The sequence below is a fragment of the Streptomyces sp. NBC_01142 genome, assembly GCF_026341125.1.
In the GTDB taxonomy this organism is placed as follows: domain Bacteria; phylum Actinomycetota; class Actinomycetes; order Streptomycetales; family Streptomycetaceae; genus Streptomyces.
This window is the reverse complement of the sequence record NZ_JAPEOR010000001.1, coordinates 1506699-1527086: the sequence shown is the minus strand read 5'-3', so window position 1 is coordinate 1527086 and position 20388 is coordinate 1506699. Positions and strand designations below refer to the sequence as shown.

Annotated in this window: 17 protein-coding genes, 2 pseudogenes and 1 riboswitch; of the genes and pseudogenes, 4 read left to right on the top strand and 15 right to left on the bottom strand. The window is 69.6% G+C overall.

What is annotated here, in order from left to right; all coding sequences use genetic code 11:
* The 4 genes from OG883_RS07190 to rlmN form a co-directional block, all read right to left on the bottom strand.
* The gene (locus OG883_RS07190; protein ID WP_266536501.1) at positions 1-1032 is read right to left on the bottom strand and encodes an ABC transporter ATP-binding protein; all 1032 of its coding nucleotides are present in this window, start codon (positions 1030-1032) and stop codon (positions 1-3) included.
* Positions 1032-2648 carry an iron ABC transporter permease gene (locus OG883_RS07185; protein ID WP_266536500.1) on the bottom strand — a complete coding sequence of 539 codons (1617 nt, stop codon included), beginning with the start codon at positions 2646-2648 and terminating at the stop codon, positions 1032-1034. Before OG883_RS07185 ends, OG883_RS07190 begins: the two co-directional genes overlap by 1 nt.
* A 38-nt stretch (positions 2649-2686) precedes the next feature.
* Positions 2687-3778, bottom strand: coding sequence for a thiamine ABC transporter substrate binding subunit (locus OG883_RS07180; RefSeq protein ID WP_266536492.1), 1092 nt, complete (start codon positions 3776-3778; stop codon positions 2687-2689).
* Positions 3779-3857: 79 nt separating this feature from the next.
* A riboswitch (TPP riboswitch) is annotated at positions 3858-3967 on the bottom strand.
* Positions 3968-3997: 30 nt separating this feature from the next.
* Complete coding sequence (rlmN, locus tag OG883_RS07175; protein ID WP_266536489.1) at positions 3998-5104, bottom strand: 23S rRNA (adenine(2503)-C(2))-methyltransferase RlmN; 1107 nt, start codon at positions 5102-5104, stop codon at positions 3998-4000.
* A gap of 263 nt (positions 5105-5367) precedes the next feature.
* On the opposite strand from rlmN, the gene OG883_RS07170 reads away from it, so the two are divergent.
* On the top strand, positions 5368-5709 hold the full coding sequence (locus tag OG883_RS07170; protein WP_266536486.1) for a DUF6233 domain-containing protein: 342 nt from the start codon (positions 5368-5370) through the stop codon (positions 5707-5709).
* 274 nt (positions 5710-5983) lie between these two features.
* On the top strand, positions 5984-6511 hold the full coding sequence (locus OG883_RS07165; RefSeq protein ID WP_266536483.1) for a hypothetical protein: 528 nt from the start codon (positions 5984-5986) through the stop codon (positions 6509-6511).
* A 298-nt stretch (positions 6512-6809) separates the two neighbouring features.
* On the opposite strand, the gene OG883_RS07160 is transcribed toward OG883_RS07165, so the two are convergent.
* The 5 genes from OG883_RS07160 to rpsB all read right to left on the bottom strand — a co-directional run bounded on the left by OG883_RS07160 (position 6810) and on the right by rpsB (position 11433).
* Positions 6810-7922, bottom strand: a complete 1113-nt coding sequence (locus tag OG883_RS07160; RefSeq protein ID WP_266536481.1) for a phosphatidate cytidylyltransferase — start codon at positions 7920-7922, stop codon at positions 6810-6812.
* Complete coding sequence (gene frr, locus OG883_RS07155) at positions 7922-8479, bottom strand: ribosome recycling factor (protein WP_266536479.1); 558 nt, start codon at positions 8477-8479, stop codon at positions 7922-7924. Before frr ends, OG883_RS07160 begins: the two co-directional genes overlap by 1 nt.
* Positions 8480-8602: 123 nt before the next feature.
* Positions 8603-9385 carry a UMP kinase gene (gene pyrH, locus OG883_RS07150; protein WP_266536477.1) on the bottom strand — a complete coding sequence of 261 codons (783 nt, stop codon included), beginning with the start codon at positions 9383-9385 and terminating at the stop codon, positions 8603-8605.
* Between the two features lie 160 nt (positions 9386-9545).
* Positions 9546-10391, bottom strand: coding sequence for a translation elongation factor Ts (gene tsf / locus OG883_RS07145; protein WP_266536475.1), 846 nt, complete (start codon positions 10389-10391; stop codon positions 9546-9548).
* Between the two features lie 106 nt (positions 10392-10497).
* Positions 10498-11433, bottom strand: a complete 936-nt coding sequence (gene rpsB, locus OG883_RS07140) for a 30S ribosomal protein S2 (RefSeq protein ID WP_266536472.1) — start codon at positions 11431-11433, stop codon at positions 10498-10500.
* A 256-nt stretch (positions 11434-11689) separates the two neighbouring features.
* Here rpsB and OG883_RS07135 point away from each other — a divergent pair.
* Positions 11690-12211: pseudogene (locus OG883_RS07135) on the top strand (peptidoglycan DD-metalloendopeptidase family protein); the annotation flags it as partial.
* Positions 12212-12389: 178 nt separating this feature from the next.
* Here OG883_RS07135 and OG883_RS07130 read toward each other — a convergent pair.
* The 6 genes and pseudogenes from OG883_RS07130 to OG883_RS07105 form a co-directional block, all read right to left on the bottom strand.
* A complete protein-coding gene (locus tag OG883_RS07130; protein ID WP_266541320.1) occupies positions 12390-12947 on the bottom strand; it encodes a TetR/AcrR family transcriptional regulator in 558 nt (185 codons plus the stop codon).
* A gap of 61 nt (positions 12948-13008) precedes the next feature.
* The gene (gene whiG, locus OG883_RS07125; protein WP_266536470.1) at positions 13009-13845 is read right to left on the bottom strand and encodes an RNA polymerase sigma factor WhiG; all 837 of its coding nucleotides are present in this window, start codon (positions 13843-13845) and stop codon (positions 13009-13011) included.
* Positions 13846-14110: 265 nt separating this feature from the next.
* Positions 14111-14794, bottom strand: a pseudogene (locus tag OG883_RS07120) (DNA-processing protein DprA); the annotation flags it as partial.
* A 218-nt stretch (positions 14795-15012) separates the two neighbouring features.
* Positions 15013-16332 (bottom strand): UDP-glucose/GDP-mannose dehydrogenase family protein, encoded by a 1320-nt coding sequence (locus OG883_RS07115; protein ID WP_266536468.1) that lies wholly within the window; start codon positions 16330-16332, stop codon positions 15013-15015.
* 71 nt (positions 16333-16403) lie between these two features.
* A complete protein-coding gene (locus OG883_RS07110) occupies positions 16404-16838 on the bottom strand; it encodes an NUDIX domain-containing protein (RefSeq protein ID WP_266536465.1) in 435 nt (144 codons plus the stop codon).
* A gap of 28 nt (positions 16839-16866) precedes the next feature.
* Positions 16867-18633, bottom strand: coding sequence for an asparagine synthetase B (locus OG883_RS07105; RefSeq protein WP_266536463.1), 1767 nt, complete (start codon positions 18631-18633; stop codon positions 16867-16869).
* Between the two features lie 321 nt (positions 18634-18954).
* Here OG883_RS07105 and OG883_RS07100 point away from each other — a divergent pair, with 321 nt between their 5' ends.
* On the top strand, positions 18955-20346 hold the full coding sequence (locus tag OG883_RS07100) for a sporulation protein (protein WP_266536460.1): 1392 nt from the start codon (positions 18955-18957) through the stop codon (positions 20344-20346).
* Positions 20347-20388 lie beyond the last annotated feature (42 nt).

Here is a 20388-nt window from a genome sequence, read left to right as displayed (position 1 = left end):
TCAGCCGGCCGGAGCCAGCACCACCACGTCCTCGGCGGAGAAGACGGCCCCCACGGCCGCCCCTTCCTCCGGCGCGTCCCGCAGGGAGCACTCCGCCTCCAGCGGCGGCCCGTCGTCCGGCCGAAGCTGGAGGGCGACGTGGCTGCCCCGGAAGGTGCGCGCCTCGACCGTGCAGCGCAGGCCGCCCTCGGGGTCCGTGAGCCGTACCCCGGCCGGTCGTACCAGTACCGTCCGCGCGCCCTGCGGTGAACCGTCCGGCACCGGGACCTTGCCCCACGGGGTGTCCGCGGCCGTGCCGCTCACCGTCGCCGCCACCACGTTGCCGAAGCCGAGGAAGCGGGCCACGAACTCGGAGACGGGCCGCTGCCACACTTCCAGCGGTGTGCCCGCCTGGGCGATCCGGCCGTCCTGCATGACGACCACGCGGTCGGCGAGCGCGAAGGCCTCGCCCTGGTCGTGGGTGACGGCGAGCACCGTCGTACCCAACCGCCCGAACAGCCCGCGCAGTTCGACGACGAGCCGCTCCCGCAGCCCCCGGTCCAGCTGGCCGAGCGGCTCGTCCAGCATCAGCAGCCGCGGCTCCGGTGCAAGCGCCCGGGCCAGCGCCACCCGCTGCTGCTCGCCGCCGGACAGTGACGCCACGGCCCGCCGTTGCGCCCCCGGCAGCCCCACCAGCTCCAGCAACTCACCCACCCGAGACACCTGTTCGCCCCGCCCTGTGCCGCGCATACGCAGCCCGAAAGCGACATTGCCGCCCACGTCGCGCTGCGGGAAGAGCTGGTGGTCCTGGAACATCAGGCCCACGCCCCGCCGGTGCACCGGCACCCCGGCCTGGTCAGCGCCGGACAGCAGCACCCGCCCGGCGTCGGCATCCTGCAGGCCCGCGACGACCCGCAGCAGCGTGGACTTTCCGCTGCCGCTCGGCCCCAGCACACAGACGATCTCGTGCTCGGCGACCTCCAGGTCCACCGCGTCGAGCGCCGCCCGCGCCCCGAACCGTACGGTGATGTCATCCAGTCGCAGCAAGGCCATCAGAACTCCCCGGACGGTCGGTCGGTACGCAGGCGTTCGAGCAGCAGCAGAGCCGCCGCGCACACCAGCATCAGGATGGTGCTGAGCGCCATCGCCTGCCCGTAGTTGAGCTCGCCGGGCCGGCCGAGGAGGCTCGCCACGGCCACCGGCAGCGTCGGATTGTCGGGCCTGGCGATGAAGACGGTCGCCCCGAACTCGCCCAGGGACACCGCGAAGGCGAACCCCGCGGCAATGAGCAACGCCCGCCGCACCAGCGGCAGATCGACCTCGCGCCAGGCCCGCAGCGGAGACGCGCCGAGCACAGCGGCCGCCTCGCGCAGCCGGTCGTCCACCGCCCGCAGGACCGGCAGCATCGTGCGTACGACGAAGGGGACGCCGACCAGAGCCTGGGCGAGCGGCACCAGAATCCAGGAGGCCCGCAGGTCCAGCGGCGGCTCGTCGAGGGTGATCAGGAAGCCGAAGCCGACGGTCACGGCGGAGACGCCGAGCGGCAGCATGAGCAGCGCGTCGAAGCCGCGCACCAGCCGGCCTGCCCTGCGGGTCAGCGCGGCCGCCGCGAGCCCGCCGATGAGCAGCGCGATGGCGGTGGCGGCGAGCGCGTACTGCAGGGAGTTCCACACGGCCTCGATCGGCGGCACCAGGAACGCGCCCCCGCTCGGGTCCATGGTGAACAGCACCCGGTAGTAGCCGAAACCGTAGCCGGCCGCCCCGTCGAAGGAGCGCTCCACGAGCACCCAGAGCGGCGCCAGAATCAGCAGCCCGATGGTGACGAGGACCCCGCCGAGCAGCGCCCACTGCCCTGCGCCGCGCGGCCGCCGCGCGGTCTGCGCCGGGTCCACCAGCTTCAGCGCCGTCTCCCGACGCCGTACGGTCCAGGCGTGTACGGCGAGGATGCCGCCCACCGCGGCGAACTGCACCAGCGTCAGCACGGCCGCCGTCGGCAGGTCGAGCAGCTGGGCGGTCTGCCGGTAGATCTCCACTTCGAGGGTGGCGAAGGTCGGTCCGCCGAGGATCTGTACGACACCGAAGGAGGTGAAGGTGAAGAGGAAGACCATGAGGGCGGCCGCGGCCACGGCGGGCCCGAGCGCCGGCAGAGTCACGCGCCGCCACGCCGCGAACCGTCCGGCACCGAGCACCCGGGCGGCCTCCTCCTGGCGCGGATCGAGTTGCGACCACAGACCGCCCACGGTCCGTACGACCACGGCGTAGTTGAAGAAGACATGCGCGAGCAGGATCGACCACACCGTCGTGTCCAGCCGCAGACCCCACATTTCGTCGAGGAGCCCGCCGCGCCCCAGCAGCGCCAGGAACGCCGTCCCGACGACAACGGTCGGCAGCACGAACGGAACAGTGACCACGGCCCGCAGCAGCTGCTTGCCGGGAAAGTCGAGGCGGGCGAAGACGTACGCGCCGGGCAGGGCGATCAGCAGGGTGAGCGCGGTGGAGGCGAGCGCCTGCCAGGTGGTGAACCACAGGACGCGCAGAATGTCGGAGCGGCCGAGGACCTCGCCGATCCGGCCGAACTGCCATACCCCGTCGATCTGGAGACCCCGGCCGACGATCGCGGCCACGGGGTAGGCGAAGAAGACCGCGAAGAACACGACGGGCCCGGCCATCAGTCCGAGCCGCGCCGCATTCCCGCGCAGCGACTTCCTTACTTCAGTACGAGCGAGGACCACGACTGGACCCACTGCTCACGGTTCTCGGCGATCTCCTCGGGGGACACGGTCTCCGGCTTGTCGACCACGACGCCGTGCTTGGTGAACACCTCGGGCAGCTTGGCGTCCTTGACCACCGGGTTGACGAACATCTTCAGCGGCATGTCCTCCTGGAACTTCTTGGAGACCAGGAAGTCCAGCAGGGCCTTGCCGCCCGCCTCGTTCTTCGCGCCCTTGAGCAGACCCGCGAACTCGGTCTGACGGAAGCAGGTGCCGGTCGCGACACCGGTCGGTGCCTCGGCCGGCTGCGGCTCGGCGAAGAGCACCTCGACCGGCGGGCTGGAGGCGTAGGAGACGACCAGCGGGCGGTCGGCCTTGGCCTTCTTGCCGCCCGCGGAGCCGGAGAACTCCTCGTTGTAAGCCTGGTCCCAGCCGTCCACGACCTTGACGCCGTTGTCCTTCAGCTTCTTCCAGTAGTCCTGCCAGCCGTCGTCGCCGTACTTGCCGACGGAGCCGAGCAGGAATCCGAGGCCGGGCGAGGAGGTCGCGGCATTCTCGACGACCAGCAGGTCCTTGTAGGCGGGGTCGGCCAGATCGTCGAAGGTCTGCGGCGGAGCGAGCTTCTTGTCGGCGAAGTACTTCTTGTCGTAGTTGACGCAGATGTCGCCGGTGTCGACGGGCGTGACGCGGTGCTGGTCCTTGTCGAGCTGGACCTCGTCGGTGACCTGGGCCAGGCCCTTGGCCTCGTACGGCGTGAACAGGCCGTTGTCGAGCGCACGCGAGAGCAGGGTGTTGTCGACGCCGAAGAAGACATCGCCCTGGGGGGAGCCCTTGGTGAGGATCTCCTTGTTGAGGGCCGCGCCTGCGTCCCCGCTCTTGAGCACCTTGACCGTGTAGCCGGTCTCCTTGGTGAACTCCTTCAGCACGGAGGCCGAGGCGGCGAACGATTCATGGCTGACCAGCGTCACGGTCTTGGACGTGGCACCGCCGTCCGCGGAGTCCTTTGCCTCCCCGCCACAGGCGGCGAGCGTGGAGACACCCAGCGCAGCGGCCAGCGCGGTGACCGTGATCTTCTTGGTGGTGCTCATCGGATTCCTCCTGGAGATGACCAGGAAGAGACGCGGCCCTGCCCGGTCCTGAGCAGGATCCGGGCAGGGCGCAACAGCTTGTGAGTAATGACCGAACTTCCTACCCAGAATGACCTGGGCAAGGTTCAGAGGGTCTGCGACCTGACGGTGTCGCACTCTCAGCGCTGTGGCGCTCCCCTGTCGGAATATGCAGATGTTTCCCGTCAGGTTACACGGAACCTAACGCTCCGAAGCGGCCAGCTGTCCGCACGCTCCGTCGATCTCCTGGCCACGGGTATCGCGAACCGTCACGGGCACCCCGTGCGCCGCGATGGCATCCACGAACGCCTTCTCGTCCTCGGGACGGGAGGCGGTCCACTTCGATCCCGGCGTCGGGTTCAGCGGGATGAGATTGACATGGACCCGCTTGCCCTTGAGCAGCCGGCCCAGCAGATCACCCCGCCACGCCTGGTCGTTGATGTCGCGGATCAGGGCGTACTCGATGGAGATCCGGCGGCCGGACTTCTCCGCGTACTCCCACGCGGCGTCCAGCACCTCGCGGACCTTCCACCGGGTGTTCACCGGAACCAGGGTGTCGCGCAGCTCGTCGTCCGGCGCGTGCAGCGAGACGGCCAGCCGGCACTTGAAGCCCTCGTCGGCGAAGCGCAGCATCGCGGGCACCAGACCGACGGTGGAGACGGTGATCCCGCGCTGCGAGAGCCCGAGCCCGTCCGGCTCGGGGTCGGTCAGCCGCCGGATGGAGCCGACGACCCGCTTGTAGTTGGCGAGCGGCTCCCCCATCCCCATGAAGACGATGTTCGACAGCCGCGCCGGACCGCCGGGCACCTCGCCGTCGCGCAGGGCGCGCATGCCGTCGACGATCTGGTGCACGATCTCCGCGGTCGACAGATTGCGGTCGAGACCGGCCTGGCCCGTCGCGCAGAAGGGGCAGTTCATCCCGCAGCCGGCCTGCGACGAGATGCACATCGTCACCCGGTCCGGGTAGCGCATCAGCACGGACTCGACGAGCGTGCCGTCGTGCAGCCGCCAGAGCGTCTTGCGGGTCGTGTCGTCGTCGCACGAGATGTGCCGTACGACGGACATCAGATCGGGGAGCAGCTCGGAGGCGAGCTTCTCGCGCGCAGCCGCAGGGATGTCGGTCCACTGGGCCGGGTCGTGGGCGTATCGCGCGAAGTAGTGCTGCGAGAGCTGCTTGGCGCGGAACGGCTTCTCGCCGATCGCGGCGACGGCGTCCTTGCGCTCGGCGGGCGTGAGGTCGGCAAGGTGCCGCGGTGGCTTCTTGGCTCCGCGGGGCGCGACGAAAGTGAGTTCTCCGGGCTTGGGCATGGTGCCTCGAGTGTCGCAGATGGAGTGTCGTGACCTGCAATCGCCGAGACCCGGGGCAGGCGTTGCCGGTCGTTGCCGGTGGCTGTTGGGCATCCTCGGACGACCCAGCCTCAGAGCAATTCCGGCTGGCCACAGCGACAGCGGGAGGGAAAGCAGGGCTGTACCGCCACACCCTCAGGAGCCGACGCACGTGACAGAGCCCTCCCCCGCCCCAGGACGGGCTCTGTCGTGCAGCGGCCCCACCAGGACCTAGACTCGAACACGTGTCCGAACAAGTGCCTCGCCTGGAGCGCCTGCGCAGCGTCCGCCAGTGGCTGGCCTGGCAGCTGCGCCGCACGGACGAGACCATCGCCGAGCTGGAGAAGCAGGAAGCGGCGGCCGCACGCGCAGCCCGCACGCTGCCCCCACGCGTGCCGGAGTGGAGGCTTTCCATGCAGCGAGCAGGCGGGCGGCCGACCCCCGACGCCGTCCACACCAGCGACTGCGGGATGGCCGGCAATGCCACCCGGCCGCTGACCCGTGAGCAGGCACTTCGCGCGATCACAGAGGACGGCATTACGGCGTGCCCCTACTGCCGACCGGACACTGACCTTGGAGTGCTGTGAACCGGGACCCGTCGCAGCACGAAGTCACGCGCACTGCACCGTTGTCGTGCACCGCGCGGTCGGCCCGGCCGGCCGTCCTTCCGAGATGAGTCTGCCCCGCCGCCCCACCAGGGCATACCGCGTCGGAGGCGCGGGATCCGGACGGCCGGGCGGCGGCCGCCCGCCCGTTCCCCGGGTCCCTCGTCACGTCGGCGTCACGCCGCGGTCATGGGCCTCGCGCAATAGTGGCGGGACCAGGGCTGTAAGGTCAGCCCGCCCATCCGAGGGTGGACCTATGAACCGCAGACGTTGCCTCGCTCTCCTGACACCACCGCTCGCCGTGTCGTTCGCACTCGCCTCGGCCGCCGGTGCACAAGGGATGAGCCAAAGGGCTCCCGAGAGCGCCACCGTCCTCCCGACACCGGGTTGCGCGGTGGTGCGGAGCACCGACGCCCCGGGCCCAGCCGCCTTCTCGCTCATGGGCGAGGGATTCCCGGAGGGAGCGAAGGTGTCGTTCCTGGGACCGTCGCACGCCGGAACAAACCTCACCGTGGACGCCGACGGCGCTTTCGTCGTGCCCGGCGCAAAGGACGCCCAGTACCACATCGTGGTGGACGACGGTGAGGACACCGTCAAGTGCGCCAAGGCGAAGGGCCCGCAGGCACAGAAGGACGAGGAGCGCGCGGCGGGCTTCACCGCCGGCCACAAGGCGGTCAAGGCGAACTGCCAGGCCACGCAGCCGCAGGGAATCGCACCCCGCACCAAGAGCTACGACGACGGCTGGAAAGAGGGAGCCGCCGCGGCAGCCGCCAAGTTCTGCTGAGGAAGCAGCGAAGCCTCCCGTCCGCCCGTCGCGATGCCGGGCGGACGCGGACGTCGACGTGGACGAGGTTGCGCGGTCAACCGGCGGGCGGGAGCTGGTTGCCGCTGCGCGCCAGTACCCGGCCGGGGCGCGGTCGGCCCGCTCGAAAGTCAGGGCGCGACGGCCCAGGCAGGAGACCTGGCGCTGCCCGAGGCGGATGGGTTTCCAGGCTCGGGCATGGTGCTGCCAGTGCCGCAGAGATACGAAGAGGGGTTCGCCGCCCTGTGGACAACGAACCCCTCACGTACGAATGGCCGGGTCAGCCGCTTCCCACGAAGATCACCAGAAGCAGCCACACCACCGGCGCGGTCGGCAGCAGCGAATCCAGCCGGTCCATGATGCCGCCGTGCCCCGGGAGCAGCGTGCCCATGTCCTTGATGCCGAGGTCCCGCTTGATCATCGACTCGCCCAGGTCGCCGAGCGTCGCAGTGGCCGCGACGGCGAAGCCGAGCACCAGGCCCTGCCACCACGTGCCGTCGTCGATGAGGAACTCCATGAACAGCGCGCCCGCAGCCATCGCGAACGCCACCGCGCCGACCAGTCCCTCGCGGGTCTTTCCGGGGCTGATGCGCGGCGCGAGCTTGTGCTTGCCGAAGCGCCAGCCGACGGCGTACGCACCCGTGTCGCTGACCACAGTAAGTACGAGGAAGACGAGCACCCGCTGCGGCCCGTCGTCCGCCGCGAGCATCATCGCGACGAACGTCGCCAGGAAGGGGACGTAGAACGCCGCGAAGACGCCCGCCGTAACGTCCCTCAGATAGCCCTCGGGCGGCTCGGTCATCCGCCAGACCAGCACCGCGAGCGCCGTGAGCGCCATGGCAACCCAGGCACCCTCCGCGCCGCGCACGTACCCGGCCACCACCATCGCCGCGCCGCCGACCGCGAGAGGCACCAGCGGCGCCTTGATCTGCTTGCGCTCCTCGAGCCGGGAGGTGAGCTCCCAGAGCCCGACCACGACCGCGACCGCAATCACGCCCACGAACACGGCCTTGACGATGAAGAGCGACGCGACGATCACCGCGCCGAGTCCCACGCCGACCCCTATGGCCGCGCGCAGGTCACGGCCGGCCCGCTTCTTCTGCGGCTCGGGCGCTGCCGACGGCGGCGGGGTGTGCATGGGCTCCTGCGGCGTCTCGTCGCGGAACAGGGGACCACTCGGCCGAGCGGACCCCCGGTCGCGGTCGTTGCGGTCCTCGCCGTCGTTACGGTCTTCGGCGTCTCTACCTGCGTCGGGAAAGTCCGGCACGATGGGCATGGGCCGAGTCTGCTGTGCCTCATGCCCATCGTATGCGGGACCCGCCGGGACAGGCCCCTGGTCGGGCGGCCCCCAGTAACCGGCTCTCGGCGGGGCCCCCCAGGAAGAGTCGTTCATCAGACCTCGAGCAGCTCGGCTTCCTTGTGCTTGAGCAGCTCGTCCACCTGCGAGACGTACTTCGCGGTGGTGTCGTCGAGCTCCTTCTCGGCGCGGCGGCCCTCGTCCTCGCCGACCTCGCCATCCTTGACCAGCTTGTCGATGGTCTCCTTCGCCTTGCGGCGGACGGAGCGGATCGAGATCTTGGAGTCCTCGGCCTTGGTCTTGGCGACCTTGATGTACTCCTTGCGGCGGTCCTGCGTGAGCTCCGGGAACACCACTCGGATGATGTTGCCGTCGTTGCTCGGGTTGACGCCGAGGTCGGAGTCCCGGATCGCCTGCTCGATGTTGCGCAGAGCGGTCTTGTCGAACGGGGTCACCACGGCCATCCGCGCCTCGGGAACCGAGAAGGACGCCAGCTGGTTGATCGGGGTCAGCGCACCGTAGTAGTCGGCCACGATCTTGTTGAACATCGCCGGGTGCGCACGTCCGGTGCGGATCGCGGCGAAGTCATCCTTGGCGACCAGGACGGCCTTCTCCATCTTCTCCTCGGCCTCGAGGAGGGTCTCTTCGATCACCACTTGCTCCTGCGTGTCTTGAGTTGGCCCGGCATGCAACAGGGCCGGCGGAACCTGTGTCGCGTATTCCCTGCACGGTGTCCGACCGGCAGGCCTTTGTCCATCCTCGAGGGACGTCCCGAGTCAGGCCCGGGTGCCCTGGTCGCTCACGAGCGTGCCGATCTTCTCACCCTTGACGGCCCGAGCGATATTGCCTTCGGCGAGCAGTTCGAAGACGAGGATCGGAAGGGCGTTGTCGCGGCAGAGAGTGATGGCGGTGGCGTCGGCGACCTTGAGATTGCGGGAGAGCACCTCGCCGTACTCCAGCGCGTCGAACTTCACCGCGTCGGGGTTGGTCTTGGGGTCGGAATCGTAGACCCCGTCGACGCCGTTCTTGCCCATCAGCAGGGCTTCGGCATCGATCTCCAGCGCGCGCTGTGCGGCGGTGGTGTCGGTGGAGAAGTAGGGCATGCCCATACCGGCGCCGAAGATGACGACGCGGCCCTTCTCCAGATGACGCACGGCGCGCAGGGGGATGTACGGCTCCGCGACCTGGCCCATGGTGATGGCGGTCTGAACGCGGGAGTCGATGCCTTCCTTCTCCAGGAAGTCCTGGAGGGCGAGGCAGTTCATGACCGTACCGAGCATGCCCATGTAGTCGGAGCGGGCCCGGTCCATGCCGCGCTGCTGGAGCTCGGCTCCGCGGAAGAAGTTGCCGCCGCCGATGACGACCGCGATCTCCGCGCCGTCACGGACGACCGCGGCGATCTCGCGTGCCATGGCGTGTACGACGTCGGGGTCGACGCCGAGCCCGCCACCGCCGGCGAACGCCTCACCGGACAGCTTCAGCATGAAGCGTCCGGCCTTCTTGCCGTCGTGGTCGCTCTTGTCTTCGGCAGCCTTGGTGGCGTCCGCGCCCTTGTTCATGGAGATCTCCTCGTGCACATACGAAGAAGGCCATTGCCGGTGGGTATGTATGTCCCTGTCGGCAATGGCCTCCTCGTCAGATCTGCGGTCGTCCGGCGCGAGTGCGACCGGCGACTGCGTAAGGAACCCTAGCGGGCTCCCGTGTCGATCGCTTAACGGGTCAGATGCCGACCTTGATGCGCGCGAAGCGCTTCAGCGTGACACCGGCCTCGTCCAGGACCTTCTGGACGGACTTCTTGTTGTCGAGCGCGTACGGCTGGCCCAGGAGCGTGGCCTCCTTGAAGAAGCCGTTGACGCGACCCTCGACGATCTTCGGGAGGGCGGCCTCGGGCTTGCCCTCGGCGCGCGTGGTCTCCTCGGCGACGCGGCGCTCGGCCTCGACGACCTCGGCCGGGACGTCCTCACGGGAGAGGTACTTCGGCGCGAAGGCGGCGATGTGCTGCGCGATGCCCTTGGCGACCGCAGCGGCCTCATCGGTCGCCTTGTCGAGCTCGACGAGGACGCCGATCTGCGGCGGGAGGTCAGGCATGGTGCGGTGCATGTACGCGGCAACGTACCCACCCGTGAACTGCGCGAAGCGGTCCAGGACGATCTTCTCGCCGAGGTTGGCGTTGGCCTCGTCGACGTACGCCTGGACGGTCTTGCCGGGCTCGATCTCGGAGGCGAGCAGCGCCTCGATGTCGGCCGGGGAGGTCGCGGCGGCGTGGGCGGCGAGCGCGCCCGCGACGGCCTGGAACTTGTCGCCCTTGGCCACGAAGTCCGTCTCGCACTTCAGCTCGACGATGACACCGGAGGTGTTGTCGTCGGAGATGAGAGAGACGACGGCGCCGTTCTCGGCGGAGCGGCCCTCGCGCTTGGCGACGCCCTTCTGGCCCTTGATGCGCAGAGCCTCGACGGCCTTGTCGACGTTGCCCTCGGCCTCGTCCAGCGCCTTCTTGCAGTCCATCATGCCGGCGCCGGTGAGCTCGCGGAGCTTCTTGACGTCAGCGGCGGTGTAGTTCGCCATGTCCTTGAATCTCTCTCGAAAGTCGAAAGTCGAAGATCTACGGGTGAGCGGCGGGGGCCGGTGCTTGTGGCACCGTCCCCCGCCGTCAACTACCGAACCTGTGAGGTCAGGCCTGCTCGGTGTCCGCGGCCGGAGCCTCGGCGGCGGGGGCCTCGGCCTCAGCGGCGGGCGCCTCGGCGGCAGGGGCCTCAGCAGCGGCCTCGGCCGGCTTCTCGGCCTCGGCGGCGGCCGGAGCCTCGGCAGCCTCGTCGGAGTCAGCCTTCTTCTCGCCCTCGAGGAGGTCGCGCTCCCACTCGGCGAGCGGCTCGCCGGCGGCCTTCTCGCCCGGCTTGGAGTCACCGGTGGCGACGCCGGAACGGGCGATGAGGCCCTCGGCGACGGCGTCGGCGATCACGCGGGTGAGCAGGGTGACGGAGCGGATCGCGTCGTCGTTGCCCGGGATCTTGTAGTCGACCTCGTCGGGGTCGCAGTTGGTGTCGAGGATCGCGACGACCGGGATGTGGAGCTTGCGCGCCTCACCGACGGCGATGTGCTCCTTCTTGGTGTCGACGATCCAGACGGCGCTGGGCACCTTCTGCATCTCGCGGATACCACCGAGGGTCTTCTCCAGCTTGGCCTTCTCGCGCGAGAGGACCAGGAGCTCCTTCTTGGTGAGGCCGGAGGCGGCCACATCCTCGAAGTCGATCTGCTCAAGCTCCTTCAGACGCTGAAGGCGCTTGTAGACGGTGGAGAAGTTGGTGAGCATGCCGCCCAGCCAACGCTGGTTGACGTACGGCATACCAACGCGCGTCGCCTGCTCGGCGATGGCCTCCTGGGCCTGCTTCTTGGTGCCGACGAACATGATGGAGCCGCCGTGGGCAACGGTCTCCTTGACGAACTCGTAGGCGCGGTCGATGTACGACAGCGACTGGAGCAGGTCGATGATGTAGATGCCGTTGCGCTCCGTGAAGATGAAACGCTTCATCTTCGGGTTCCAACGACGGGTCTGGTGACCGAAGTGGACGCCGCTTTCCAGCAGCTCCCGCATCGTGACGACGGCCATGGCCGTATCTCCTTGGATTCTCGGTTATGTCCTGACGCCCCGACGCGCCGTGCCACAAGGGACCGAGGAGCGCGGCCACCGACCGCTGAGGGTGTGGTGGCGGGGCGTGCGAAGTCGACCCGGTGACCCGGATCGCCAGAAGAAGTGTACGGGACCCGGGCGGTGCCGGGTGACGGCGCTGTCCACAACCGGCCGGTTGTCCACAGATCCGGACCATGATCAGCGCGAGACGGGCTTCCCGCGGGACGGTCTGTGCATGTACCTCAGCCTGTTCGTCCCCGTACTCGCCCTTGCCCTGCTCACCCTCGGCGCGGGCCCGGCCCCGGCCGCCGGCCATGACCGGAGCTGGCCGCTGGGGCCGCCGCGCCCTGTGGTCGTACGGGGCTGGGAGCCACCGGCTTCGGCGTACGGCCCGGGCCACCGCGGGGTGGATCTGGCCGCACCGCCCGGCACCCCGGTACGGGCCGCGGCTGCCGGCCGGGTCTCCTTCGCCGGCCAGGTCGCCGGCCGGGGGGTGCTCTCGCTCAGCCTCACCGGTACGGGTGACCCACCGCTGCGTACGACATACGAACCGGTGCGCCCGCTGCTCCCCGAGGGTGCGGAGGTGAGCGCCGGCGACGTGGTGGCCACGGTCGCACCGGGGCCGTCCCACTGTGATGCGGGCTGTCTCCACTGGGGTCTGCGGCGTGGCACGGAGTATCTGGACCCGCTGTCCCTGCTGCCGCCCTGGCTGCTGCGCCGTGCCCCGTCCAGGCTGCTCCCGGTCTTCGGTGTCCCGTCCCTCGATGCGCCACTCGCACCGTCGGCCGCGCCCGTTGCCGCACCCGCACCCGCAGCCGCAGCCGCAGCCGCGCCGGGTCGCGCGGGGACGGCCGAAGCCATGCACGCGGTACTGCTCCTGGTCACCGCCGCCGTGGCCCACCCCAGGCTCGGACGGGGGCGGCGCCCGTGCGGGGTCAGCCCCGCACACCCCGCAGCGCCATCGACACGGCAGCGTCGGCGATGGCCCCCGGATCCTCGGCCACGCCGAGCTCGATACGGCGGACCGCGGCGTCCACGACTCCCTGCAGGAGCATCGCCGCCAGCCTGGGCTGGTCGTGGCCCAGCTCGGCGAGCGCCTCGACGATCATGGCGATCAGCCCGCCGTGCGCTGCGCGGATCTTCTCCCGCGCCCCGGCGTCCAGCTCACTCGCCGAGATCGCGACAACCGCCCGGTGGCGCCGGTCCCCGACCAGGTCCAGCTGCCGGCGTACATACGCCTCGACCTTGCCCTCGGCCGTGTCCGCCTGCTCCATCACGGCTTCGACCTCCGCCGCCCAGAGGGGGAAGTCGACCGCGCAGAGCTCCTCCACGACCGCGGCACGCGAGCGGAAGTACTCATAGACGGAGGACCGCGCCAGGCCTGTGCGCTCGGCGAGCGCCGGGAAGGTCAGCGCCTCCGTACCGCCTTCGGAAAGCAGGGAGCGCGCAGCGTCCAGCAGGGCGCCGCGCTGCATCGTCCGGTGCTCGGCCACGGAGGCCGCTCGAATCCTGGGCACATCACCACTGTACGGATGCGGCAGGCACGATTCACCGTCAACGTCCGACGTCGGCCAGCTTGGCCCGCAGTTGCAGCACCGACTTCGTATGGATCTGGCTGACCCTGCTCTCCGTGACGCCGAGTACGTTGCCGATTTCGGCCAGGGTGAGGCCCTCGTAGTAGTAAAGGGTGACCACGGTCTTCTCGCGCTCCGGCAGGGTGTTGATGGCACGGGCGAGCAGCCGCCGCAGCTCCCGGTCCTCGGCCACTTCGACGGGGTTGTCGGCGGCAGTGTCCTCGAGGGTGTCCATCAGGCTGAGCCGGTCGCCGCCTTCGCCGCCGGCATGCAGCAGCTCCTCCAGCGCCACGACGTTCGCCAGCGACAACTGGCTGAAAACCGCATGCAGTTCCTCGAGCGCGACGCCCATCTCGGCGGCGACCTCGCTCTCCGACGGAGTGCGCCTCAACTGTGCCTCGAGCGTGGCATAGGCCCGCTCCACGGCTCTGGCCTTCTGCCGCACGGAGCGTGGAATCCAGTCCAGCGCACGCAGTTCGTCGATCATCGCGCCGCGGATCCGGGTGATCGCGTACGTCTCGAACTTGATGGACCGCTCGATGTCGAACTTCTCAATGGCGTCGATGAGTCCGAAGACTCCGGAGGAGACGAAGTCCGCCTGCTCGACGTTGGACGGCAGGCCCACGCTGACCCGGCCCGCGACGTACTTCACCAGGGGCGAGTAGTGCAGGATCAGCTGTTCCCGCAGCCGCTCGTCACCCGTCGCCTTGTACGACCGCCACAGCTCGTCGAGCGACGTGGGAGCTGGGGGCCGCACGGTGCCACGGGCAGTGGGTGACACTGCCGCGCGGTCAGACCCGGAGGTGTGCTGGGGCATGCGTTGCCTTGAGCCGTTCTGCTGTGATGTGGGGGACGAGCGTCTGGGCCGGAATCCTGGTGAGCGTAGCGTGACTGCAGAGTTGCGGTGAGCAAGGGCGGGGGAACGAACCTGTGCGGGTACCGCCCGTCGGCCACACCTTCGAACGCGGGCCGACGCCGTGCGCGCCGACCCTTCGGGTGTCACCGACAGCACCAACAGCACTGACGACACCGACGGGATTACAAAGGTCATCGATGTCACCTTTTCACCCGAATGCTCCAGGTCAAGCACCGCCTCGCCGCGCGTTCGAGCCGCGGATCGCACCGCGCGTCAACTGCCAGTGATCGCCATGACGTTCGACGAACCCCAGTGAGTGGAGTTCGTACAGTCTGCCGAGCGTCTCGTCCACGGTCGCCCCGGCGTCCCGGGCGACGTGCTCTGCGCCGACCGCTCCTCCGGCCGGCAGGGCTTCAAGGACGCGTGCGCTGAAGGGATCCAGCAGGTCTCTGGGGAGAACCGGGCCCCGGCGGTCCGGGGCGAGATCGCCAATGTCGCCGACCAGCTCGGCCACTTCGGAGGCATCGGTGACCAGTACACCCTCACCGCGCAGCAGTTCATGCACCCCGGCCGATAGTCCGCTGGTGGCAGGTCCGGGAACGCCCATCGTGTGGCGGCCCAGCCGCTGTGCACTGCGCGCCGTGACGAGCGAACCGCTCCGGTACTCGGCCTCGACGACAACGGTGCCCCGCGTGAGGGCTGCGATCACGCGGTTGCGGAGGATGAATCTGCGGGGCGTGGGGTGATCGCCCGGCGGCAACTCACTGATGACCAACCCCTGTTCCGCAATGCGGCCGATCAACTCTGCGTGGCCGCGTGGATAGGCGACATCGACGCCGCAGGCAAGCACGGCGACGGTGGCCCCGCCCGCGGCCAGTGCGCCGCGGTGCGCAGAGCCGTCGATCCCGAAAGTTCTTCCGCCAGTGTGGGATGCGGGGTGTCTTCTCTCTCTTTCCTTGGGCTAGCGATGTGATCAGGGAAGACAGTGTCATAGCGGTAGGCAAGGGATGCAACAGATGTGTTGCCCTTGTTCGCTGACTCTCAGTGATCCTCGTTTGTCCTCGAAAACGACAGCGGGCCCGTGGCCAGGAGGTTCCTGGGACGGGCCCGCAGCGGGGTTGCGGGGGCTCAGGGGCGGCCGAGGGCTCGGACGGTCCATCCGGCTTCGCGCCAGGTGTCGGCGTTGAGGGTGCCGCGGCCGTCGATGACCTTCGCGGTCGCGGCCCGGGCGGCGAGGCGGTGCGGGTCGACGTGGGCGAATTGCGGCCACTCGGTCAGGTGAAGCAACAGGTCAGTGTCCTGGACGGCGGCAATCGGGTCGTCGATGTAGTCGAGTTCGGGATGGGTCTTGCGGGCGTTGTCCAGGGCCTGGGGGTCGGTGACGGTGACGACGGCACCGAGCTGGTGGAGTTTCTGGGCGACGGCGAGGGCGGGCGAGTCGCGGATGTCGTCGGTGTTCGGTTTGAAGGCGGCGCCCCAGATCGTGATGCGCTTGCCCGCGAGGTTGCCGTCGAGCTGCTGGCGGGCGAGGTCGACCATGCGCTCGCGGCGCCGGTTGTTGATGGCGTCGACCTCGCGGAGGATCGTCAGGGCCTGGTCGGCGCCGAGCTCGCCGGCGCGGGCCATGAAGCCGCGGATGTCCTTGGGGAGGCAGCCGCCGCCGAATCCGAGGCCGGGCCGCATGCCGCGTCGGCCGATGCGTGCGTCGTGGCCGAGGATGTCGGCGAGCGTGGTGACGTCGGCGCCGGAGGCTTCGCAGACCTCGGCGATCGCGTTGATGAAGGAGATCTTCGTGGCGAGGAAGGCGTTCGCGGACGCCTTGGCGAGTTCGGCGGTCGCCCAGTCGGTGACGATCGTCGGCGTCCCCGCTTCGATGATCTTCTCGAAGCACTGCCGCAGGACGGCTTCGGCCCAGGAGTGCTCGGTCTCGAAGCCGAGAACGAGCCGGTCCGGGCGGAGGGTGTCCTCGATGGCGAACGACTCGCGCAGGAACTCGGGGTTCCAAGCGACCTCGACCGCATCGCTGGCGGGTGCGAACTCGTGCAGCAGGTCGCGGACGCGGGGTGCGGTGCCGACGGGGACGGTCGACTTCACCGCGATGACGGCGGGGCCCTTGAGACGGGGTGCGAGCTGGCGGACGGCGGAGAACAGGTGGGAGAGGTCGTAGGCGTTCTCGCCCGGCAGCTGCGGGGTGCCGACCCCGATGAAGTGCAGGTCGGCGAAGGCGGCGGCCTCCGCGTAGGAGGCGGTGAACTTCAGCCGGCCGCTGGCGGTGTGGCGGGCCAGCATCTCGTCGAGGTCGCGCTCGTGGAAGGGGGCCTTGCCGGTGTTGAGGACGGCGACTTTGTCCATGTCGGAGTCCATGCCGAGGACCTCGTGGCCGAGTTCGGCCATGCAGGCGGCGTGGGTGGCGCCGAGGTAGCCGCAGCCGACGACGGTGAGTTTCATGACGGGGTTCCTTTGTGAGGTGGGGGCCGCCGGCGGCCCCCACCTCTGCCCCGCCCGGAAGGGCGGGGTGCTCAGGTGGGCCGGGTGGCCAGGTAACGGTTGATCCCGGTGCGGATGAACGGCGGGATCGTGCGGAATTCGAGGTCTTCGGGGGCGAGGAACTGGAGCTTGACGCCCTCCGCGAGGGGCAGGGCACTCTCGTCGCCGTCCCAGGAGGCGGCGAAGAAGGTGATCAGCTGCCCGGACCCGCGCTCGTCGCGAATCTCGAACAGTTCGATCAGGTCGTCGACGCTCAGGCCGGCTTCCTCATCGAGCTCACGGACGATCGCGGTGCGGGGGTTCTCGCCGGGGTCGCAGCCGCCTCCCAGGACGCTCCAGTGATCCGGCCAGGCGATGTGCGGCAGGTCGTCACGCAGGTGGAGGAGGAGTTCGCCGCGGCGGTTGGTGATGATCGCGACCGCTCCGCGGGCGGTGGCCGGGCTTTCGGCGGTGGTGTCCTGGTGCATCCGGACACCGTAGTGACGTGAGGGGCTTTCATGCGGCAGCCCTCACCGTCTGGTCGCAAAACCAGGCGGCCGCCATGAGGGCCTGCATGCGGGTGCGGTCGAATCGCCCGCCCGGTTTCAGCCCGCCCTCCAGCAGCGGCCGCATCGCGGCCGGCGCCTCGGCGAGAGCGGTGTTGATCTGGGCGTCCGCCCAGGCGGCGAGCTGGCCGTTCAGCCAGGCGGGGACGGGGCTGGCGAAACCGAGCTTGTCCCGGCTGCCCCAGACCTCCCGCGGCAGTCCCAGGGCCTTCGCGGCATCGCGGAGGATCCGCTTGCCCTCTGCGGGGTGACAGATTTTGTGCTCGGAGGGCAGCCGGTAGGACAGTTCGACCAACTCCCTCGCGAGGAACGGCGACCGGCGTTCGAGGGCATAGGCGGAGGCGAGCTTGTCGCTGGTCATCACCAGCGGCCGCCAGGCCGTCGCCAGATCGGCGAGGGTGAGGGCGCGGGCCAGGTCCCCGTCGGCCTTCTCCATCGCGGTGGCGACCAGGTCGCGGATGCGGCCGTCGGGGTCGGGGCCGCGCAGAACGAGCCGGGTGACCGCCTCCGCCGGATCCAGTTCTTCCCCTGCGGCGTGCATGAGCTTCGCGGCCAGCGGCTTGTAGGCGTCCATCCCCGCGGCCAGGACGGCATCCGGGCCGAACAGGACCAGGGCGTGACGGACGTAGCCCATCAAGAACTCGTCCGGCCCCAGCCCGCCGACGGCGACCTTCAGCCCGAGGTCGGCGATCTTCCGGTAGGCCATGTACTCGGAGAACGTTGACGCGTTGCCCATCGGGTAGTCCAGCGCGGACATCATGTGCGGCAGGACGTTGGTGAAGTCGATGTGGTCCGGCTCGACGACGATCAGCTCGGCGCCGATGTCGGCCGCGATCCTCGTGGCGATCGCGGATTCGTCGAGCCGGTCCTGGCCGGGGTAGCGGACGGTGATGCAGACCGGCGGCCTCATCAGGTAGGCCAGCACCGAGGAGTCGAGGCCGCCGGAGAGCAAGAGGGCGAAGTCGCAGGCCGGGGCCCGCAGCGGGACCTGTTCGGCCAGGACGACGGAGAACTTCGCCAGGGCTTGGGCATAGGTGCCGGTGAACGGCTGCCGGTCCTGAAGGCGCCAGTAGACGTGCTGGTCCAGGGAGCCGGTGGCGACGTCGAAGGACAGCAGGGTGGCGGGGGCCAGCAGCTGGATGCCCTGGAAGGGGGTGTCGACGCCGACCGGCGTCTCGATCGCCAGGACCTCGGGCCGCAGGACGAGCGGGGCGGTGCCGTAGCCGGTCAGGGTGGTGACCTCGGAGGCGAACGCGAGCCGGCCGCCGTCCAGGCGCCAGTAGAGCGGCTTCTCGCCGAGCCGGTCGCGGGCCAGGAACAGCTTGCCGACGCGCGGGTCGTAGACGGCGAGGGCGAACATGCCGTCCAGTCCGTCCAGGCAGGACGGCCCGAGCTTGGCCCATGCTCGCAGGACGAGGTGGGCGTCGGTGTCCCGTGCGCCGAGCGCAATGCCCCAGGCTTTCGCCTGCTGGCGGTAGTTGTAGATCTCTCCGTTGAAGGCCAGCAGCACCCCGGACTCGCGTTCCAGGTAGGGGCCGGGCATTGCCTGAGGGTCGACGATCAGCAGCGTGTTCATGGCCAGCACCGCCCGCCCGTCCGTGCTGGCGGCGTGCATGGTGCCGTCCGGGCCGCGGTGGGCCTGTGAGGCGCCCATGGCGCCGACCGTGTGCTCGTGCCGGATGGCGTCGCCTCCGGCCAGTCCTGCGATTCCGCACATATCTGGTTCACCCCCGAGAAGTGGTGGTGCCTTGGCGGCGGCCACCGCCGGAAGGAATCTGTTCCGGTTCCGGCGGTGGCCTGGACCTTCATCACAGCCGACCGGGGAGGCCGGGGGGAGGGCTCGCAGGGGGGCCCACAACTCGCAAAGGCGGTTCGCGGCCGGCCGGGGAGGAATATCGTCAGTGACCCATCACGCGGAACATGTACGACTCTTCGTCCTCAGTTGAGTACGGGCTCTTCGTGCCCCACCAAGTACAGACATACGTACTCAACTGTTTGTTCGAGTCGTGCGTGTCCGGTCACCGGCAGAGGGAGAGTCGTGGCATCGACCACCCGCCGGACCCGTCCGCCCAACGCGGACCTGGCCCGGCTCATCGAAGCCAGCGGCGCGAGCCACAAGTCCCTGGCTCTGCGCGTCAACCAGCTCGCCCATGCCTCCGGGATAGAGACCGACTATTCGCATACTTCCGTGGCGAACTGGTGCAGGCGTGGGATGACGCCGAAATGGCCGGTCCCCAAGCTGTTGTCGCAGGCCATCGCCGAGAGGCTCGGCCGGCCCGTCACCACGGGCGAGATCGGTATGGGCGAGGCGGAGACAATCGACGCGGATGTGGGGTTGGATTTCCCGCGAGACCCCGCCGACGCCGTCCGCGTCGCCACTTCGTTCTGGAGTTCCGTGAACCGCCGCGACTTCCTGGCCGGAACCGGCTTCGCCGCCTCCGCCTTCACCACCCCCGTCACCCGATGGCTCGTCACCCCCGCCGACGAGACCGCCGACCACGAAGGCGGAGGGCAGGTCGGCCGGGCCGACCTCCACGAACTGCGCGAGGCCGCCGACGACGCAAGGCGGTGGGACTCCAAATACGGCGGCGGGAACTGGAAGGCCAACTCCGTCACCGACTGCCTCGACCACCGTGCGGGCCCGCTGCTGCAGGGCAGTTTCTCGGACGAGATCGGCCGTGAGCTCTTCTCGGTGACCGCCGAGTTGTCGCGATTGGCCGGGTGGACGGCCTTCGATGTCGGTCAGCACGATGCCGCCCAGCGGCACTTCATCCAGGCCCTCCGCCTCGCCCGCGCCGGCGGCGACGTGCAGCTGGGCTGCTATGTCCTGACCACGATGGCCATGCAGACCCTCATGCGAGGCTTCGCCTCCGAGGCCGTCGACATGGCCCAGGGCGCCTTCAACCGGGCCAAGGGCCAGGCCGTCCCGAGGGTGCTGGCGTTCACCAAGCTCATCGAGGCACGTGCTCACGCCCGCGAGAACGACCCCCGGGCCGCATCCCGGGCCCTGAAAGCCTCCGAGGACCTCCTCGGGCAGGCGAAGGACGACAGCGGTGACGAACCCGCGTGGATCGACTTCTATCACCACGCCCGCCTCTCCGCGGACGCCGCCGAGGTCTTCCGCGACCTCAAGAACCCCAAGGCCGCCCTCGGCTGGAACAAGCAGGCCACCGCCATGCCGGCCGGGGTGTTCACCCGCTCTGTCGGCATGCGGCTCGCCATTGTCGGGACCGCTCACCTCCAGGCCCGCGACCTCGACCACGGCCTCGAACTCGGCAACCGCAGCGTCGACATCCTCGCCCGCGTCCAGTCGAGCCGGGCCAAGGACTACGTCGCCGAGTTCAACGCGGCCCTCGCCCCCTGGCGGCGCGAGCCGGCCGTCCGCGAGTTCGTCCAGCGGACCCGCAAGGAACTCGGCGTCGCCGCCTGAGCCGCCTTCCCTGCGGACGCTGACATGCCCCGGAGCCATCCT

Excerpts from the sequence above, each read along its gene's own strand:
- OG883_RS07190 (WP_266536501.1), bottom strand. The coding sequence starts at position 1,032 with ATGGCCTTGCTGCGACTGGATGACATCACCGTACGGTTCGGGGCGCGG.
- OG883_RS07185 (WP_266536500.1), bottom strand. The coding sequence starts at position 2,648 with ATGGCCGGGCCCGTCGTGTTCTTCGCGGTCTTCTTCGCCTACCCCGTG.
- OG883_RS07180 (WP_266536492.1), bottom strand. The coding sequence starts at position 3,778 with ATGAGCACCACCAAGAAGATCACGGTCACCGCGCTGGCCGCTGCGCTG.
- rlmN (WP_266536489.1), bottom strand. The coding sequence starts at position 5,104 with ATGCCCAAGCCCGGAGAACTCACTTTCGTCGCGCCCCGCGGAGCCAAG.
- OG883_RS07165 (WP_266536483.1), top strand. The coding sequence starts at position 5,984 with ATGAACCGCAGACGTTGCCTCGCTCTCCTGACACCACCGCTCGCCGTG.
- OG883_RS07160 (WP_266536481.1), bottom strand. The coding sequence starts at position 7,922 with ATGAACGACTCTTCCTGGGGGGCCCCGCCGAGAGCCGGTTACTGGGGG.
- pyrH (WP_266536477.1), bottom strand. The coding sequence starts at position 9,385 with ATGAACAAGGGCGCGGACGCCACCAAGGCTGCCGAAGACAAGAGCGAC.
- tsf (WP_266536475.1), bottom strand. The coding sequence starts at position 10,391 with ATGGCGAACTACACCGCCGCTGACGTCAAGAAGCTCCGCGAGCTCACC.
- rpsB (WP_266536472.1), bottom strand. The coding sequence starts at position 11,433 with ATGGCCGTCGTCACGATGCGGGAGCTGCTGGAAAGCGGCGTCCACTTC.
- whiG (WP_266536470.1), bottom strand. The coding sequence starts at position 13,845 with ATGCCCCAGCACACCTCCGGGTCTGACCGCGCGGCAGTGTCACCCACT.
- OG883_RS07115 (WP_266536468.1), bottom strand. The coding sequence starts at position 16,332 with ATGAAACTCACCGTCGTCGGCTGCGGCTACCTCGGCGCCACCCACGCC.
- OG883_RS07110 (WP_266536465.1), bottom strand. The coding sequence starts at position 16,838 with ATGCACCAGGACACCACCGCCGAAAGCCCGGCCACCGCCCGCGGAGCG.
- OG883_RS07105 (WP_266536463.1), bottom strand. The coding sequence starts at position 18,633 with ATGTGCGGAATCGCAGGACTGGCCGGAGGCGACGCCATCCGGCACGAG.